This is a genomic window from Candidatus Ishikawaella capsulata Mpkobe (genome assembly GCF_000828515.1).
GTDB lineage: Bacteria > Pseudomonadota > Gammaproteobacteria > Enterobacterales > Enterobacteriaceae > Ishikawella > Ishikawella capsulata.
The window spans coordinates 231,099-251,543 of the sequence record NZ_AP010872.1 but is presented as its reverse complement, the minus strand read 5'-3'; the positions used below and the strand labels follow the sequence as shown (position 1 = coordinate 251,543).

Annotated in this window: 14 protein-coding genes, 1 tRNA gene and 1 pseudogene; 15 read left to right on the top strand and 1 reads right to left on the bottom strand. The window is 28.4% G+C overall.

The window, feature by feature from the left end; all coding sequences use genetic code 11:
• Positions 1-161: 161 nt before the first annotated feature.
• The 14 genes and pseudogenes from rpsB (at position 162) to tilS (ending at position 16,365) form a co-directional block, all read left to right on the top strand.
• Positions 162-872, top strand: coding sequence for a 30S ribosomal protein S2 (gene rpsB, locus ICMP_RS01020; protein ID WP_041068959.1), 711 nt, complete (start codon positions 162-164; stop codon positions 870-872).
• Between the two features lie 88 nt (positions 873-960).
• The gene (tsf, locus tag ICMP_RS01015) at positions 961-1,758 is read left to right on the top strand and encodes a translation elongation factor Ts (protein WP_041070042.1); all 798 of its coding nucleotides are present in this window, start codon (positions 961-963) and stop codon (positions 1,756-1,758) included.
• A 157-nt stretch (positions 1,759-1,915) separates the two neighbouring features.
• Complete coding sequence (gene pyrH / locus ICMP_RS01010) at positions 1,916-2,629, top strand: UMP kinase (RefSeq protein WP_231844668.1); 714 nt, start codon at positions 1,916-1,918, stop codon at positions 2,627-2,629.
• Between the two features lie 103 nt (positions 2,630-2,732).
• Entirely contained in the window at positions 2,733-3,290 is a 558-nt protein-coding gene (gene frr, locus ICMP_RS01005) for a ribosome recycling factor (protein ID WP_041068954.1), read from the top strand.
• A 721-nt stretch (positions 3,291-4,011) separates the two neighbouring features.
• A complete protein-coding gene (uppS, locus tag ICMP_RS01000) occupies positions 4,012-4,782 on the top strand; it encodes a polyprenyl diphosphate synthase (RefSeq protein ID WP_041068952.1) in 771 nt (256 codons plus the stop codon).
• A complete protein-coding gene (locus tag ICMP_RS03460; RefSeq protein WP_269446734.1) occupies positions 4,776-4,901 on the top strand; it encodes a hypothetical protein in 126 nt (41 codons plus the stop codon). Before uppS ends, ICMP_RS03460 begins: the two co-directional genes overlap by 7 nt.
• 333 nt (positions 4,902-5,234) lie before the next feature.
• Positions 5,235-5,540 (top strand): phosphatidate cytidylyltransferase, encoded by a 306-nt coding sequence (locus tag ICMP_RS00995; protein ID WP_041068950.1) that lies wholly within the window; start codon positions 5,235-5,237, stop codon positions 5,538-5,540.
• Positions 5,541-5,551: 11 nt separating this feature from the next.
• Entirely contained in the window at positions 5,552-6,898 is a 1,347-nt protein-coding gene (gene rseP, locus ICMP_RS00990; protein ID WP_041068948.1) for an RIP metalloprotease RseP, read from the top strand.
• A gap of 31 nt (positions 6,899-6,929) precedes the next feature.
• Positions 6,930-9,146, top strand: coding sequence for an outer membrane protein assembly factor BamA (gene bamA / locus ICMP_RS00985; RefSeq protein WP_041068946.1), 2,217 nt, complete (start codon positions 6,930-6,932; stop codon positions 9,144-9,146).
• A gap of 190 nt (positions 9,147-9,336) precedes the next feature.
• Positions 9,337-9,779, top strand: a pseudogene (gene fabZ / locus ICMP_RS00980) (3-hydroxyacyl-ACP dehydratase FabZ).
• 85 nt (positions 9,780-9,864) lie between these two features.
• Positions 9,865-10,437 (top strand): ribonuclease HII, encoded by a 573-nt coding sequence (gene rnhB / locus ICMP_RS00975; protein ID WP_231844670.1) that lies wholly within the window; start codon positions 9,865-9,867, stop codon positions 10,435-10,437.
• 56 nt (positions 10,438-10,493) lie between these two features.
• Positions 10,494-13,970: a DNA polymerase III subunit alpha gene (dnaE, locus tag ICMP_RS00970; RefSeq protein WP_041068942.1), complete on the top strand. Its 3,477-nt coding sequence runs from the start codon at positions 10,494-10,496 to the stop codon at positions 13,968-13,970.
• Positions 13,971-13,987: 17 nt separating this feature from the next.
• Positions 13,988-14,953, top strand: coding sequence for an acetyl-CoA carboxylase carboxyl transferase subunit alpha (gene accA, locus ICMP_RS00965; RefSeq protein ID WP_041068940.1), 966 nt, complete (start codon positions 13,988-13,990; stop codon positions 14,951-14,953).
• Between the two features lie 104 nt (positions 14,954-15,057).
• On the top strand, positions 15,058-16,365 hold the full coding sequence (tilS, locus tag ICMP_RS00960; RefSeq protein WP_041068938.1) for a tRNA lysidine(34) synthetase TilS: 1,308 nt from the start codon (positions 15,058-15,060) through the stop codon (positions 16,363-16,365).
• A gap of 14 nt (positions 16,366-16,379) precedes the next feature.
• On the opposite strand, the gene ICMP_RS00955 is transcribed toward tilS, so the two are convergent.
• Positions 16,380-18,098, bottom strand: coding sequence for a proline--tRNA ligase (locus ICMP_RS00955; protein ID WP_041068935.1), 1,719 nt, complete (start codon positions 18,096-18,098; stop codon positions 16,380-16,382).
• 2,190 nt (positions 18,099-20,288) lie between these two features.
• Between ICMP_RS00955 and ICMP_RS00945 the strand changes: the two genes are divergently transcribed.
• Positions 20,289-20,361 (top strand) — tRNA-Glu (locus ICMP_RS00945).
• The last annotated feature ends 84 nt before the right edge of the window (positions 20,362-20,445 follow it).

Sequence of the window (20,445 nt, the reverse complement as noted above, 5' to 3'; positions counted from 1 at the left end):
TTAAATATTAATATTTTACATAGTTTCGTAGTTGTGGTACTGTAAGTTTTATTTATGATTCTGTATGAATATAATTTATAGCTGATGTTCAAATTAGCTACCTATAAAACATGCACCTACATGAACAATTAACCAAATGAAGCTATTATCAGAGGTAATATATGTTAACTATTTCTATGCGAGATATGCTAAAAGCTGGTGTACACTTTGGTCATCAAAAACGTTACTGGCATCCAAAGATGCAACCATTCATCTTTGGTGTATACAACAAAATTCATATTATTGATCTTGAAAAAACGGTATTAATGTTTAAATTAGCATTAACTGAATTAAAAAAAATTGTTTCCCATGACGGTAAAATTTTATTCGTAGGTACCAAAAAATCAGCTAGTGCAGCAGTAGAAGAAACAGCTATAATATGTAAACAATTTTTCGTAACTCATAGATGGTTAGGAGGTATGCTAACTAACTGGAAAACAGTGCGTCAATCTATTAAAAGACTTAAAGAATTGGAAATACAAAGTAAAGACGGCACATTTCTACAATTAACTAAAAAAGAAGCTATCATACGGGCCCGCGAACTGTCTAAATTACAAAAAAGTTTAGGTGGAATAAAAGACATGGGAGGATTACCCGATGCATTATTCGTCATAGATGCTAGTCATGAACATATAGCAGTGCAAGAAGCTAATCATTTAGGTATTCCAGTTTTTGCTATAGTAGATACTAATTCAAATCCAGATGGTATTAATTTCATTATTCCAGGAAATGATGATGCCATGCGTTCAATCAATTTTTATCTTTCCATCATTAAAAGTGTTATTGGAAATAATAAAAATTATATAGCACAAGAATCTTCTGAAACAACATAAACACCCATTTTTAGTAAAAGTAATGATTCATAACCCTTTAGAGATAATATTATGTTAATAGGGGTGACGAAAAATAAGGCCACTTAATATGAATAATGTTAGCGCATCTTTAATTAAAGAATTAAGAGAACTTACTGGCTCTGGTATCATGGAATGCAAAAAAGCTTTACTTCAATCAAATGGTAACATAGAAATTGCTATTGATAATATGCGTAAAGCAGGAAAAACACAAGTAGCAAAAAAATCCATCAGAATAGCTAAAGAAGGTTGTATTCTTATTGAAGTTAAAGATAACAAAGGCATTATGATTGAAATAAATTGTGAAACTGACTTTGTATCCAGAGATGAGATCTTTTTAACATTTTGTAAAGAAGTTTTACATACAGCAAACAAACAAAATATTTTATCTATAGAAGTACTTCAACAAAAATATGAGGACAAACTTTCATTATTAATGAGTCAATTTAAAGAAAATATTGTTATTCGTAGAATGGTTTTTTTGCAAGAAGACCATATAGGTTTTTATATTCATGGAAGTCGCATTGGTGTGTTAATATCAGCTATTAATGCCAAACCAAATTTTATCAAACAGATTGCTATGCATATTGCAGCCAGTAAACCAGATTATATTAGTAATAAAGACATTCCTGCTAAAATCATTGAACGTGAATATCAAATTCAACGGGAACTGGTGTTACAAAAGAACAAATCTATTGAAATTGAAAATAAAATTATTGAAGGAAAAATGAAAAAATTTACAGATGAAATTTCTTTAGTTAATCAAAAATTTATTTTTGATAATACCAAAACTGTTGGTCATATTTTAAGAGAAGAACAAGCCACAGTAAAAAAATTTTTTCGGTTTGAATTAGGAGAGGCGATTTAAAATAATCCATAAGTTGCTTACGTATCTAAATTTTCTGAAGAAACATATAGCTGTTTTAGTCTGATTTTAATGGTATTATTATTAATCCTCTATTATAGGGGAATAATTTTTATTATCACATTTATTATTTTTAATAGCAATATTTTGGAGATATATAGTGAAACCTATTTATCAACGTATATTATTAAAGTTGAGTGGAGAAGGTTTACAAGGAGCGAATAATTTTGGAATAGATGAACAGAAACTGAATATTATCGCTAAAGAAATAAAAGAACTCAGCAATTTAAAAGTACAAGTAGCAGTGGTTATTGGTGGTGGTAATATTTTTCGTGGAGCTAGTTTAGCTAATATTGGCATGAATCGTGTAGTAGCAGATCACATTGGTATGTTAGCTACTGTGATAAATGGTCTAGCAATAAGAGATTCTCTTCAACGTATACAAGTTAATGCACGATTAATGTCAGCTATACCATTAAATGGTATTTGTGATAACTACAGCTGGACAAAAGCAATTAGTTTACTCCGTGCTAATAAAGTAGTAATTTTTGCAGCTGGTACTGGTAATCCATTTTTTACTACTGATTCCGCTGCTTGTTTACGTGCTATTGAAATAAATGCTAATATTGTAATAAAAGCCACAAAAGTAGATGGAGTTTACTCAGCAGACCCTATAATATATCCAAAAGCAGTATTATATAATACTTTAAATTATAAAGATATTTTACAAAAAGAACTTAAAATAATGGATTTAGCAGCCTTTACATTAGCTAGAGATCATCAATTACCTATCCATGTTTTTAATATGAATAAATCAGGAGCTTTAATTAGAATCGTTATGGGTAAAACAGAAGGTACATTAATTTCCCATTAAAAATGGGTTGGATATATTGTATAATATATATCCTATATTTAAAAATTAATTTTCTTGAGAAGTATCCGAAACAGAGTATATCTAGATAATTAAAGGATTACATGTGATTAATAATATAAAAAAACAATCTGATTTTCGTATGCAAAAATGTATTTTAGCTTTTGAAAAAACTATTTCTAAAATAAGAACTGGTAGAGCTTCTCCATTGTTAATCAAAGATATATTAATAGAATATTATGGAATATTAACCCCATTAAATAAATTAGCTAATATTAGTCTAGAAGATTTACATACGTTAAAAATTAGTTTATTTGATAATTCCATAAAAACTGCTGTTGAGCGAGTAATTAGAAATTCTGATTTAGATTTAAATCCTAATGTTATAGGGAATGATATTCGAATACCCATACCTCCTTTAACTGAAGATCGTAGAAAAAAACTTATGAAAATAGTTCGTACAGAAGCAGAAAATAGCCGTATATCTGTACGTAATATAAGAAGAGATGAAAACGACAAAATTAGAAATTTGTTAAAAAATAAAATTATTACTGAAGATGAAGAGCGTCAATGTCAAGAAGAAATTCAAAAAATGACTAGTAAGTACATCAAAAAGGTTGATGATATTTTGCATGAAAAAGAAAAAGAACTGATGCGAATTTAAGTATATCAATAATATTTTGTATATTAAATAAATTATATCATTTACTATGAGTATGCTTATGAACAAATTAGCAATTGAAGAGTATTTATTTAAAGTAGATTAAGTAATACCAGTAGTTAGATAAATTAGCAGCTATTCTAGCCGAAAAAACAGTGTCTGTATAATAAAATAACTTACCTGCTGTTATTCATTTATAGAAGCACTAGATGACATGGATCAACTGTTGCAAGTATATAGTTAAAATAATACCTAAGCAGATTGTGTTCATCTTCATTGGTCAATGGATTCATTGATGAATAAGGGTCTTGAACATATCGCAGTACAGGGATTATTTATAGTTGATGGTAAGCCTGCTATGGAGCATGCTTGCAGTTTACTGTATTTCTATTTCACATAACATGTGATTAATCTTCATTAATCAAAATAGATATATATTCTTCAATGTCATTACAGCAATATTAAGTTAACATTTACTAGTAAGTAAATTTATGTATGGTTATATGTGATATTTTTGTACAAACTGTACATACCGCAAATTATATTTAATAACCGTAAATTATAGATATTATTTACTTTAGATACCATAGAGATAAACTAAAATAAAACTATATTTATAAATAAAATATATATTTAGCATATTGATATGCTATCCAATAATGATACATTATAAATATCTTAAATAAATTACATTAATTATCATAACTCTAATTGGTTATTTTGTATGTCTTGTAATCATGATAAAATTGCATATCAAAAAAAAGCATTACTGCGTCATGTTGCTATTATTATGGATGGGAATAGTCGTTGGGCTAGAAAACGAGGTCAATTACCAATATTTGGACATAAAGCCGGAATAGAATCAGTTAAACGAGCTGTTCATTTTGCATTAGATCATAAAATTGAATGTTTGACATTATATGCCTTTAGTAGAGAAAACTGGAGACGTCCTATACAAGAAATAAATTCTTTGATGCAACTATTAGAGTTGGCTATAGAATATGAACTCAAACATTTACATAAATATAATATATGTTTGCGAGTTATTGGTGATATAAATTTTCTTAATAAAAATCTTCAAAGAAATATTTTATTAGCAGAAAATGCAACCAAAAACAACAAAGGAATTAATCTAAATATTGCCATTAATTATAGTGGACAATGGGATATCATCGAAGGGACTAAAAAAATCGCTCAAAAAGTACAAGCTGGATTACTATTTCCACAACAGATTGAAGAACAAACCTTAGCTAATGAACTTTGCTTGCAAGACTTAGCTCCTGTAGATTTGTTAATAAGAACAGGTGGAGAATATAGAATAAGTAACTTTCTATTATGGCAGATTGCTTATTCAGAATTTTGGTTTACTGATGTCTTTTGGCCAGATTTTAATGAAAGTATATTTGAAAATGCCATAAATGATTTTTATTTACGAGAAAGACGCTTCGGTAGCTCTGGAATAAACTTTACTAAAGTAGGGAGCACTACATGTTAAGAATATATGTTATGAGTACTTTAGTTTTGATTCCATTAGTGGTAAGTGTATTATTCTTATTACCATATATTGTATTTACATTATTTACTGTGATTTTGTGTACTGTTACTTCCTGGTAAGAAAGGCAGTTACTGCAACTACAATCAAATAAAATAAAACTTTTCTTAGCTGGTTTATATAGGTTTTTAGCTTTTTATCTGATCAATATAGTATGTTGTATTGAAAATTAAATTTTGCTATTTTTAGTAATTATACTTTTATGGTTGGTATAGACCCAGACCCTATTATCAATAGTTTTTATCTAAATTAAGCAAATATATAGTGAAATTCATTATACATAAAACTATGTTTTTTATTAATATTTGTTGCATTTTATTCTAGTCATATCTTAATAACATCACAACTACTCTCAAACTAATCATTACACTTGAGCTTTTTGGTTACTTTTTGTGATGTTTAGAGTTTGTGGATTAGATTCAGTAGCATATATGATTGGCAATATTTTATCAATGATAATCGCATGGATAAATGTAATTTTTGTGCTTCTTGGTATATCCTCAATTACCTTAGTTATTTATACAATCACTGTAAATTTATTTACTATTTTAGCAGATATTACTAAAAATATCTTTAAACGGGAAGTAGGTATCAAGGACATAAATACAATATCCGGTCATAAAGGTATATTAGATCGCATCTATAGTTTAATAGTTGCAATTACTGTATTTCCATTTATTCTTGTATCTCATATAATATGAGGACATGTGAAATGTTGAATTTAATAATAATTTTCATAACTTTTATCATCACATTTGCAACCTTAATAACTGTTCATGAAGGAGGACATTTTTTTGCAGCTCGTTTATGTGGTGTGCAAGTACAATCTTTCTCTATTGGTTTTGGTAAGACCATTTGGAAGTACTTGGATAAAAAAGGTACAGAATATATTATTGCTTTGATTCCTTTCGGTGGTTATGTGAAAATGTTAGATACGCGTACAGACGATGTACCTGTGCCAATGCTACATAAAACTTTTAATTCAAAAAAAATATGGCAAAAAGCTACAATTTTTGCCGCTGGTCCTATTGCAAATATAATTTTTGCAATCACTGTTTATTGTATAGTTTTGTTTATTGGTATACCTAATTTTAAACCTGTAATTGGTGATGTATTAACAAAATCTCTAGCTGCAGAGGCTCAGATACAGCCAAATATGGAAGTTAAGTATATTGATGATGTAAAAATTTCTGACTGGGATGAAGTTACAAGAACATTACTAAATAAAACAGGTAAGAAAGTAATTATTAAATTATCATCCTTAAACGATAATAATATTCAGATAAGGCAAATTAATTTAAAAACTCTACAATTTAATCCTCATGTAAAATATGATCCACTTCTAGCAATAGGCATAATTCCTAAACATATAAATATTGAAAATATCATAGTTGCAGTAGAACCATATACTCCTGCTAGTAAAGCTGGCTTGCATATTGGAGATAAAATTATTGCAATAGATAATAAACCGGTTAGTAATGGGCAAGATTATTTAAATCTATTACACAGTTATCCTGGTAGAATTTTTGTTCTTAAGGTTAACAGACAAGGTCTTATATTACAGCTTAAATTCATACCAGAGATTTACCAAAATAAATGTTTAATAGGTTTTTCATCTAAAGTAGCTGTATTATCTAATACCTACAAAATAATTAAATATCATAATCCTATAAAACTGATAGAATTATCTGTAAAAAAAATTTTTCAATTAATTGAATTAACGATATCTGCTTTAATAAAAATCCTTACAGGACAAATGAAAATAACCTATTTAAGTGGTCCTATATCTATAGTCGAAAACGCTGCTAATGCCGCAAAACATGGACTGATATCCTATTTAATGTTTTTATCTTTAATTAGCATCAATTTAGCTATAATGAATATGTTTCCTTTGCCTATTTTAGATGGCGGACATTTGTTATTCTTATTTATAGAAATAATAATTGGAAAACCATTATCTGAAGAAATATATAATATCAGTTATCACATTAGTTCAATTGTTTTACTTTTATTAATATTATTAATATTTTATAATGATTTATTACATATTTTAAAATAATAAAAACGAAATGAGTTGATTAGATATAATAATGATTAGAAAGTATTTTTTAGTATTAGCATTGTTATGTAATAGTACTATTTTTTTATGTAATAAAAAATACAAAGAGTATCCTATAGTATCTATTAATAATAATAATACTTTTAAAGATCCAATTATCTCGAAAAACTTTCATATTATAGGCCTACAACAATATGGTTTACTAAACTATTTTACACTTAAGGCAACAAAAATATCAATAAGAAATTTTTTTTTTAATGTAAGTAAATATAAATCTGATATATATACTAAATTTGAAAAATTAACTAATTTACCCATATTAAAATTAATTAATTTTAATATGGGTAATAATTTTACTACAAATATTAGAGAAGTCAATATCACTGGAACTAATAAATATTATTGGAAAAAACTTATTAGTAAATTTAAGTTAAATAGAAAACATTGGTTTGTTAAATCTCCAGATGTACAATTTAACACTAATACATTAATTAGAGATAAGCAGAAGTTACATTTTTTTTACTATAATCATGGATATTTAGAAAGTCAAGTTTATGATCCTGAAGCAACTATAACACCAGACAAAAAAGATATTGATATACATATAAATATATTTGAAGGTGAGCCATATAAAATTGGTAAGGTATTTTTTGATAATGAGAATCTATTAAATAAATCATCAAATGAATTATATGGAGATAAATTAGAAAATATTTTTCATAATATTACAGGGATACCTCAACCAGGAGAAACATATAAGCTCTTTAAGATTATAAAAATAGCAAAAAAGATTAAACATATTTTAGCAATATATGGTTATATATATGCCAATATAAGTAAGCAAATATTTATTAATCGTAAAAATAAAACAGTAGAAATAAGACTATACATTCGACCGGGTAAACAATGCTATGTCAATAAAATAGAATTCGCAGGTAATAGTTATACCAAAGATTCAACTTTAAGAAAAGAAATAAAGCAATCAGAAAAAACTGTGATAAATAGTGATTTAATTCTACAAGATATGTTTAGTTTAATAAATAGCAATTTAATATATAATGTAACCCCACTCATAAAACGAGTATCAAAATCATCGAATAAAATAGATATTACATATCAGGTAAAAGAATCAATAATGAAGAGGGTGAGTTTAAAACATAATATACTGTCGTCTAATCCAAAAACATCAATACAAATAACCGATACAAACTTTATGGGTACAGGTAGAAATATGATGCTTGAGATTAGTAAGCATTTACTTATATTTTTATGGAATAACCCCCATTTATTAAATAATACAAATATAAATTTTAGACACGTATGGCAATATCACTCTACTGAAACACTTATGAAATTTTCAAGCCCTTTTTGGGACACAAGAATGGCTGGTGATTTGAGATTGTGTATTCCAATTTCTAAAAACATTGTATTTAGTATTGGCGGTAATTATTTTCGTAATATATTATCTAATATTCCCAATGATATAGCATCATTGCGTTATTTAGCTACTTTAAGAAAGAAACCCATCAAAAATAATTTATTAATGAATGATTTCAAATTGTATAATAGTATTACGTTTAGTAATCTAAACAATACTGGATTTCCTTTCACAGGTAATTATGTCAATTTAGATCATACAATCACTCTTCCACTGTCAGATAATTCGTATAGAAAAATAAATTTAACTTTTAAACATTATTTTCCTTTAAGTAAAAAATATCTAATTAGTTTATTAGCTAGTACAAGAATAGGTTATCTGCAAGGAATAAAAGGTCAGGAAGCTCCCTTTTATGAGCATTATTTTATGCATTATGATCATGGTGCACCGCGAGGATTTAATATGCTATTGGGTCCTAAAATGATTTATCGATATAAACACGCAGATAGTATGCCATATCCTCTATATAATTCTAATAAAGAATCTGGAGGTAATGCTATGGCAAGCTTTACTTTAGAAGCTTTATTTCCTATTCCATATATGCCGGATAAATTTAGAGATATATTTAGAACATCCATATTCATAGATGCAGGTACTATATGGGATAGTAATTGGAAAAATACTCATGAGAGTATAAAAAGTAACATTCCAAATTTTGCTAGCATGTACAAATATCGAGTGTCAACAGGATTGCAATTACAGTGCAAATCACCAATAGGTTTAATAACCCTTGCTTTTATACACCCACTAGTATTCTTTAAAGGAGATAAAACCCACAGGGTTGAGTTTCATTTTGGTAACTTTATATAATTAATTTGATTACAATGCAAGTAATTATTAATATAATTGCTTGTATGTAACAAATTCACTTGTTATGAACTTGGTAGATATATGTTTATTTATATTCCTAAGTATAAAAAAACTATAACTTATAGCATATCACTATCAATGATAATATGCAATATTATAAAAATAAATTTTTAAGGAAAGTCTTGTGAAGATTAATGAGATACATCAGTTAAAAATAGAAGATATATTACCCCATCGTTATCCTTTTTTATTCATTGATAGAGTATTAGAATTTAAAAAAAATAAGTATATATGTGCATTAAAAAATATTTCTATGAATGAACAAATTTTTCAAGGACATTTTCCTAAAAAAAAATTTTTCCAGGGGTATTGATTTTAGAATCTATAGCCCAAGCAAGTAGTATTTTACTTTATAAGAATAGTAGAAAATTCAAAAAAAAAGAAACATATTATTTAGCAAGTATAGATTATGTTCGTTTTAGATATCCAGTAGTACCAGGAGATCAATTGATTATAGAAGTTACATGTGAAAAAAAAATTCTTAATTTTACGAAATTTAAAGGAATTATTACTGTTAATAATAAAATTGTCTGTGAAGCAAAAATAACAGGTGTTATATCTCCTGATAATTAACAAAAAAGTTAAAATTTCTAATTACTATAAAATATAGGTGTCTCTTGGCATTATATTACATAGATGGATGACACTAGTGAAAAAAATGAATGTACTTATTGCCGGAGTAGATGAAGCAGGCCGTGGCCCATTAGCAGGATCTGTTATAAGTGCGGCTGTTATACTTAATGTAAGTCATCCTATTAATGGGCTGAAAGATTCAAAAAAACTATCCGAAAAAAAAAGATTATTACTGTTTGAAAATATAATAAAAAATGCAATATCATGGAACATAGGACGTGCTGAACCAGCAGAAATTGATGCAGTAAATATTTTACAAGCCACTATGATATCAATGCAACGTGCAATTGAAGGTTTAAGTATTTTACCAGATTATGTTTTTATAGATGGTAAACATCCTCCAAAAATCAATATACCGTCAAGATGTTTTGTAAAAGGAGATAATTTCATTGCAGAAATTAGTGCAGCTTCTATATTAGCTAAAGTAATACGTGATCGTGAAATGATAGATCTTGATATCTTATTTCCTCAATATGGTTTTGCACAGCATAAAGGATATCCTACAGCTGTACATTTAAAAAACTTATTAAAATATGGTCCTACTCCTTATCATAGGAAGAGTTTTTACCCAGTGCAGAGAATTTTAAATAATCAATAATTCAATTATATCAGTATTTTTATATATGTAGAATATATTTTACTCTGGAATTTAATATGTCTGAGCCGCGTTTTGTACATTTAAGAATACATAGTGATTATTCTATGATACATGGTATAGCAAAAATAGATCAGTTAGTGAAAAAAGCTGCTTTGTTAGGTATGCCAGCTTTAGGAATTACTGATTTTACTAATTTGTGTGGTTTTATAAAATTTTATCGTGCTACATATAAATTTGGTATTAAACCTATCATAGGAGCTGATTTTAAAGTAAAAAATTCCATATCACCCAATATATTAACAAAATTAACTATTTTAGCTAGTAATAATGTGGGTTATAAAAATTTAACTCTACTAATTTCACGTGCATATCAAAAAGGATATGGAACTAATGGACCTTGCATAAAACGTGAATGGTTAATGGCATTAAAATCAGGATTAATTGTTCTTTCAGGAGGTTATAGCGGTGATATTGGATATGGCCTAATACATAAAAACCATGAATTAGTTAATCATAGTCTTGAATTCTATAAAAAACATTTTCCTAGCAACTTTTATATAGAAATTAGTCGTACAGGGAGCAAAATTGAAGAACAATACTTAGCGTTAGCAATTAAATTAGCTATGGTAGAAAATATACCTCTAGTAGCAACTAATGAAGTATATTTTTTATCTAAAATAGATTTTGAAGCTCATGAAATACGAGTAGCTATACATCAAGGTCATATATTAAATGATTCTAATAGATCATATAAATATAATGAGCAACAATATATGCGTACTGAAAATGAGATGTGTAATCTTTTTAAGGATATTCCTGAAGCCTTAATCAATAGTGTAGAGATTGCTAAACGTTGTAATGTAAGGATTACATTAGGTAAATATTTTCTTCCTCAATTTCCTACTGGTAATCTGAATCCACAACAATTTTTGATTAATAAAGCAACTTCTGGATTAGAAGAAAGACTTAAATTTATTTTTCCTGATCCAAATATCCGTATAGAAAAACGTAAAGAATATGATAAGCGTCTGAATATTGAACTAAATATTATTAATAAAATGGGATTTCCTAGTTATTTCCTTATTGTTATGGAATTTGTACAATGGTCAAAAGATAATTGCATTCCCGTTGGTCCCGGAAGAGGATCTGGTGCAGGTTCTTTAGTTGCATATGCACTACAAATTACTGATATTAATCCCTTAGAATTTAATCTAATTTTTGAAAGATTTTTAAACTTAGAACGTGTTTCTTTGCCTGATTTTGATATTGATTTTTGTATGGAAAAAAGAGATATGGTAATTGAACATGTATCTAATATTTATGGTAAAGATGCAGTTGCACAGATCATAACATTTGGTACTATGACAGCAAAATCAGTTATCCGTGATGTAGGACGCGTGCTTGGATATCCTTATGGATTTGTGGAACGTATTTCAAAGATGATACCATCAGATATAGGTATTACTATAGAAAGAGCATTTACACTTGAGCCAAAATTATCAGAATTATATAAAATAGATGAAGATGTTAAATCTATTATTGATATGGCAAGGAAATTAGAAGGAGTAATACGTAACGCAAGTAAACATGCTGGTGGATTAGTGATTTCTCCTACAAGAATTACAGATTTTACACCACTTCATTGTGATGAGAATGGTAATAATCCTATTACACAATTTGATAAAGATGATATTGAGTATATAGGTTTAGTAAAATTCGATTTTTTAGGTTTACGTACTTTAACAATTATTAATTGGGCTATAGAAATGATTAATCTTACTAGAAATAATCAATCTATAACCCCTGTTAATATTGCTTCTATTCCACTTAATGATAAAAAAACTTTTCAAATACTACAGCAAGCAAAAACCACAGCAGTATTTCAACTAGAATCAAAAGGTATGAGAGATCTTATTAAAAGATTAAAACCTGACTGTTTTGAGGATATAATAGCACTAATTGCTCTTTTTCGTCCTGGTCCACTACAATCTGGAATGGTAGATAATTTTATCAATCGTAAACATGGACGTGAAAAAGTATCTTATCCTGATATTAAATGTCAACATGAAAGTTTAAAGCCAATATTAGAATCTACCTATGGTATTATTCTATATCAAGAGCAAGTTATGCAAATCGCTCAAGTATTAGCAGGATATACTTTAGGTAAAGCAGACATATTGCGTTATGCTATGGGAAAAAAACAACCTATCGAAATGGTTAAACAACGCTCATTTTTTAAAAGAGGATCTGAAAAGAAGGGTATTAGCAGTGAAATGGCACTTAAAATATTTTCTATGTTAGAAAAATTTGCCGGTTATGGTTTTAATAAATCACATTCCACAGCTTATGCACTTATCTCATATCAAACACTTTGGTTAAAAACACACTATCCAGCACAATTTATGGCAGCGGTTTTGACCGCATATATGGATAATACTAATAAAATAGTTTCTTTAATAGATGAATGCAGAATGATGGGATTAACAATTTTACCTCCTGATATTAATGTAAGTTTATATACATTTTATGTAAATGATTTAGGTAAAATTGTGTATGGTATGGGTGCAATTAAAGGTATAGGTAAAACAGCTATAGAAAATATTATTTATGCACGTAACCAAGGTGGTAGATTTATAGATCTTTTAGATTTATGTAATCGCATTGATACTAAAAAGCTTAATCAAAGCATGATGAAGAAAATGATTTTATCAGGTTGTTGTGATAGTTTAGGTTCCCATAGAGCTGCTATGATAAATAGTTTATCTCAAGCCTTCAATATTGCTGTGCAGAATTCAATAGCTAGGTTACATGGGCAAGCAGATATGTTTAATGGAGCAATTGAGTCAAAACACTTTTATCCAAAAGAAGTATCAGTTTGGCCAGATCATCTTCGTTTGCAAGGTGAACGGGATACTCTAGGATTATATTTAACTGGTCATCCTATTAATACATATTTAGAAGAAATTAAATTCTATAATAAAGGATTATGGATAAAAGATATTAATTCTCATTATGAAGGTAATAAAATTATCGTTATAGTTGGTTTACTGACAACTATACGTAGTTTTTTAACTAAAAATAATAAAAAAATTAGTATGTGCTATTTAGAAGATCATTCAGGTAGTTTAGAGGTAATAATTTTTTCCGATATTTTAGAAATTTATCAGCCCTTATTAAAGAAAGATAATATCTTAATTATTAATGGAAAAATTCAATATGATAATTTTAGAAAAAGACAACAAATTGTTGCTCAAAAAATAATGAATCTTAAGGAAGCGCGTAAAAAATATGTTCGAGGAATATCTCTATGGTTAACGAGTTCACAAGTTACTAATCGTTTCTTAAGCACCCTAAAGAAATATTTAAGTTTTCATTGTGGTGGATCAATTCCACTATATGTTTATTATAAAAATACAGATGCACAGATAAAATTCACTTTCAGTAAAAAATGGTATATTTCCTTAAATGATTCTTTAATCGAAGATCTAAAATATTTAGTAGGATTTAATCAAGTAAAATTAGAATTTGATTAAAATCAAAACAAAAAATTATGAATTATCTAGATTTTGAACTACCTATAGTAGAATTAGAAACTAAAATTAATTCACTTATATCAATTGAAACTAAATACCGTAAATATAAGATTAATTTATCTAAAGAAATTTGTAATTTACGTCATCAAAGTACAGAACTCACTAAAAAAATTTTTGCCGAATTAAATTCATGGCAAATAACTCAATTAGCTCGTCATCCTTTACGTCCTCATACCATGGATTATATTCAAAATATGTTTGAAGATTTTGATGAACTATCAGGTGATAGGATATTTGCTAATGATAAAGCTATTATTTGTGGTATTGCTCGTTTAAATGGACGTTCTGTCATAGTGATTGGTCATGAGAAGGGTCGTGAAATTAAAGAAAAAATAAACTGTAATTTTGGTATGTCCGCACCAGAGGGATATCGTAAAGCACTGCGTATTATGAAAATGGCTGAACGTTTTAATATTCCTATTTTGACATTTATTGATACACCAGGTGCTTATCCAGGTATTGGAGCAGAAGAACGTGGTCAATCGCAAGCTATTGCTCATAACTTACTAGAGATGTCTATTTTAAAAGTACCAATAATTTGTACTATAATTGGCGAAGGAGGTTCAGGAGGAGCTTTAGCTATTGGAATAGGTGACAAGGTGAATATGCTCGAATATAGTATATATTCTGTTATTTCTCCAGAAGGTTGTGCAGCTCTTTTATGGAAAAGTATAGATCAAGCAGCATTAGCTGCTACAAATATGGCTATTACAGCAAATCGTCTCAAGGCACTACAGATCATTGATTCTGTCATTGGAGAACCATTAGGAGGTGCTCATCGCAATCTAGAAAATATGGCAGATAATTTAAAAAATCAATTGCTAAAAGATTTAAAAGAATTAGATCTTTTAAATATTAATCAATTACTAGAACGTCGTTATTGCAGATTAATGAGTTATGATTATAGATCATATCTTATTTAAGATGTTTAATTGAACATTTTTATCATATTATATAGTAATATTTATTCAAAGGATTAGCATCAAAGCTTTTAATTTATTATTCAGTTTAATAAATGGATAATATTATGCCTCTGTCTCATTTAGATATATTATCAGCAATTCCATATAGATCTTTTGTAATAGCATTCAGTGGTGGATTAGATTCCACTGTATTACTACATCAAATGATGCTGTGGCAAAAGAATTTTATAAAGATACGCGCATTACACGTACATCATGGATTAAGTTATTCAGCTAATTATTGGGTTAAACATTGCTTAAATATATGCAATATTTGGAATATCAAATGCGATATTTTATATATCAAAATTGATCAAAGAGATGGAGGAATAGAAGCTTCATCTCGCAAATCACGTTATCAAGCTATTAAAAATAATTTAAATAAAGGAGAGGTTCTTTTGACTGGACATCATCTAGATGATCAATGTGAAACTTTCTTTTTAGCATTAAAACGAGGAAGTGGTCCTACAGGATTATCAGCTATGTCACCACATATAATGTTAGGCGATGTTCCTTTAATACGTCCGATGTTATCTTTTTCGAAGACTCAATTAAAATTGTGGGCTAAGAATTATCAGCTCCAATGGATAGAAGACGAAAGTAATAATAATGAACGTTATGACCGTAATTTCTTACGTAAAAATATTTTGCCATCTTTAATTCAACGTTGGCCTTATTTCTTAAAGACAACTTCTCGAAGTGCTGCTCTGTGTAGAGAACAAGAGGAATTACTAGATGAATTATTAGCTGAAGAATTATATAAATTAATTCAACCAGATAAAAGTTTATTATTTACTCCTATGTTGACCATGAGTATGGTTAAACGCAATGCATTATTGCGCCGTTGGCTTGTAAAATATGGTTTTATTCGGCCTGATAGAGATCAATTAATACAAATTTGGAAAAATATAGTATTGAGTCGAAGTGATTCACAAGCACGTTTCAAGATGGGTAATTATGAGATACGTCGTTATAAAAATTTAATTTTTTTTATTCCTATACGTTACTCATTACAAAATTGTGTTTTGCATTGGTCTAATACAAAAATTCCTCTAAAATTACCGCAAAATTTAGGATTGTTATATTGCCATTCATGTAATCCCGAATTTCGTTTACCTAAATCAGATGAAAATATTTATATCCGTTTCCAAATAAAGGGAAAATATGGCCTATTAGGTAGAATAGGTAAGCGTACAATAAAAGAAATTTGGCAAGAAAAAAACATACCACCATGGGAGCGACCATATATACCAATGATTTATTATAATGATATATTAATTGGTACTCCTGGATTATTTACTACTAATGAAGGTTCTGCTCAAGGCCTAACCGGTTGGCAAATACAATGGTATAAAAATTTTAATTTTTTGTAAGAAAAATATTTGCTCTATTTATCACAAGCCTTTAGAAGAAAAGGAACTATTTCGCTCTCTTTTATTGTTTGTATTTGAGGGAAGTTACGAATCTTATATTCCAGTTCTTGATGTTTTAATTTACGATCTCCTATGATAACAATATAGGGTATTCCAATTAGCTCCATATCAGCTAGCATAACTCCTAAACGTTCTTGACGATCATCTAAAATAACATCAATACCTTTAGCAATTAATAAGCGATAAATTTTTTCAGTTACTTTATTTACCAGTAAAGATTTATACATATTAATAGGTAAAATAGCAACTTCAAAAGGAGCTAATTGTATGGGCCAGATTATACCTTTATTATCATGATTTTGTTCAATAGCTGCTGCTATAACTCTAGTAATACCTATACCATAGCATCCCATGTTTACAATATGATTACTACCATCTTCTCCTTGTATACTAGTTTTCATCACAGAAGAATATTTAGTACCTAACTGAAATATATGCCCTACCTCTATTCCGCGTACAATTTTTAAAATACCTTTGCCATCAGGGCTAGGATCTCCTTCAGCTACCTTTCGAAGATCTGCAACAAATGGTAGTTGTAAGTCTCGCTCCCAATTAATCCCCATGTAGTGTTTACCATCAATATTAGCTCCGGCAATAAAATCACTCATGTTAACTACTGTACGATCTGCTATTATTGGGAATGGTAGATTAATCGGTCCTAATGAACCTGTAGTACAACCAATCCAATCATTGATTTCTTTTTCACTTGCAAAAGTCAATGGACTTTTTACCATATCAATTTTTTCGGCTTTTCGCGTATTTAGCTCATGATCTCCACGTAATAATAATGCAACTAATTTATATCCGCTTTCCTGAGATGCTTTTACTATTACAGTTTTCACTATTTTTTCTATTGATACACCGTATATTTTCACTAATGATAAAATTGTCTTTGTTTTCGGTGTGTCAATTTGAATCATGTCTTGTTTGGGAGGAGATCTTTTGCAAATAAGTGTCACCGCTTCGGCTAATTCAAGATTTGCAGCATAATCGGATTCTGTAGAAAAAGTTATATGATTTTCTCCGTTATTTGCTATTACTTGAAATTCATGAGAAACATTTCCACCTATGATACCTGTACCAGCTGCAACTGTTTTAAAAATTAAACCCATACGTTTAAAAATTTTAGAATATGTTCTATACATAATTTCATAGGTTTTTTTCAGGCATTCTTGTGAAGAGTGAAAGGAATATGCATCTTTCATTACGAATTCACGTGAACGCATAATCCCAAATCTTGGACGTATTTCATCACGAAATTTAGTTTGAATTTGATATAAAATTAATGGTAATTGTTTATAAGAACTAATTTCTCGTTGAATAAGCATACTAATCACTTCTTCGTGTGTTGGAGCTAATACATGATGACAATCATGACGATCAACTATACGAAATAGTTCTGGTCCATAATTATCCCACCGCCCGCTCTTTTGCCACAGTTCGGCTGGTTGGATAAAAGGCATAGTTATTTCCATAGCACAAATGTTGTTCATCTCTTCACGTATAATACTTTCTATTTTTTTTAATACACGTAATCCTGTAGGTAAAAAAGTATAAATACCCGAAGCTAGTTTACGTATCATACCCGCTCTTAACATAAGTTGATGACTAATAATATCGGTTCCAGAAGGCATTTCTTTCTGTGTAGATAGTAAATATTTGGTAGTGCGCATTTGCCTTGTCCTGTACATTAAATTATTAAATTGATGGATAAATCAATAATTTACATTGTAAAAGTAAAATGTCATTGAAAATAAATTGTTGGCAAATATACGTATTATTGAGATAATATTATTGTTAATAATGCAATTCTACATGAGCTTTGAGAGATATGTGCATATCTTTCATATTCCCTAATCAATTTTTATACATTATATAATATAATAATAATTAGTAATTATATATGTCACCATATTTCAACTGACATACAATATAAAATACAAAAATTTTACAGTTTTATTATTAGACAGATTACTCGCTTCATATATGCCTTCAACTGAATGATAAGAATAAATTTTATTTGTGAAAACATTTTTTAAATTTTAGTATACTACTAGTAATTTTTGGCTCTATTCCTTTTTGCTAAATATATTGGTCCTATTAATAGAAATTGCTATAATTAGTATTACTAATATTGTAGTGTTTTTATAAAGTAAATTATAAATGTGAGCATGATCTAGAGTAGTTATTTTAACTATATTAAAAATATGGATTAATAACTTGCTAAGTGTCTTTTATATCTAATTTTGTATAATAAAAGTCAAGGCCAGTCAAATATGTAAGATATTTACTAATAGCAATTTCTTGTTAAGAATATTTTGTACTTTTTAAAATTTAGCAGTTAAAGGAGAATTAAAAGTGTTATCTACTGTAACTAATGGAGGTATATTGAATATTATTTAATGAATTGGCATAGCTAATAATTTTATTTTGACGAATAACTTTATCAATTAGTCCAGTTGCTCAAACAAATATTACGATTTCAATCATATAATAACTAGTCAATGTAATGATTTAATAATAGTGTTACTATGCAACTCTTTTTACTAAGAAGTAGGCTATAAAAATTTTTGATGATTGCATATGACCAATTTGTATACTTAAATAAAATAAATTTTACAAAAATAATATTTTAATACAAAAAAAATAGTAACAAAAAAGAATATATTTAATATTATATGATGTAGTAAATGAGGCTTTATTAAAATAAAAGCTTGACGTTTCCACTAAATATAATAATATGTATATATTTATTAATATAAAAATCCATGTTTTTGATTTTTTAATCAAGAATAAATATTGTATATTTTTATACAAAAATATACAATATTTACCTTAAAATTGAATAGGTTGATAATCACTGAGATTTATTGCCAGAACTGGCAGTAAACCTATTATGATAGTTTCAGCTAAAAACAGCTGAAGATATTTACTTTATCTGTAGATGAACTTTCAGCTAAATCAGTATCAGTACTAGCTGCCTAGATGGGAATGCAGGGTGGTGCGATTAGTATTTAGCGGAATTACTGACAATAAAGAGCACATAGATGTTTTATTGAATCATATGTGAAATGCTTTTACTTAATTTAGGAACTGTATCTGAAACTGAGAAACTAGATTTTCGGGGTAAGTGCCAATCCCTAGATAAAAAAATGAAACTCAAATGTAAAAGTATGTGTAGGACACAGTTATATGCTGTATGTCTACTTAAAAAATATGAGCTTTACTTGTTATTTTTTAGCAAATGCATTAAGTTTACCATCCTGGGATGGACAGTACGGCCGCAAGGAGAAAACTAAAATGAATACGTTGACTAACTAACCCAAGAGAGAGCTGTTAATGTGATACGAAACACTCTTATATGGATGGTTAGAAGAGTTTAAAAGCGGTTGAAAACCTACTGCATGACTGTTTTCAGCTAGTGTGAAATGTTGGTTAGTAGGGAATGCATGCACACCATTATCCTTTGTTATTATCACATGAAACGCAGAGAAGATAGCTAGTAGATATAAATTAAATTTAGTAGGGATATCAAGACCAGAGCTACTATAGTGTACACAACAATTGTCAGCAAAGCTCAAAAAGTATATCGTAGTTCAGTTTAGCGTCTGCTAATTATATAAGTAAGGGTTGATTATACTACCTGAATAATTTTTATTGTGTCTTGTTGTTCGTTTATGACGAGTAAGTTACAAAATAAGTATAGAGGAGGGCATTTACCAGTTTGTGATTTATGACTGTGATTAAAATAGGAACAAAATAACTGCACTGCAGTTACAGTACCTCTTTAAAATATATGAATTTATTTTTACCTACATAAATTACTAGATGCAATTGAAAAGTATTTTTTTTTATGACTGAATGTCCCCTTCGTCTAGAGGACTAGGACCTCGCCCTTTCACGGCGGTAACAGGGGTTCAAATCCCCTAGGGGACGCTAGATTTTTAGTTAAAAATAGCAGACATATTTTAGAAATATTAACAAACCAAGCTGCTAAATATTAGCAATAATTAGAGAAAA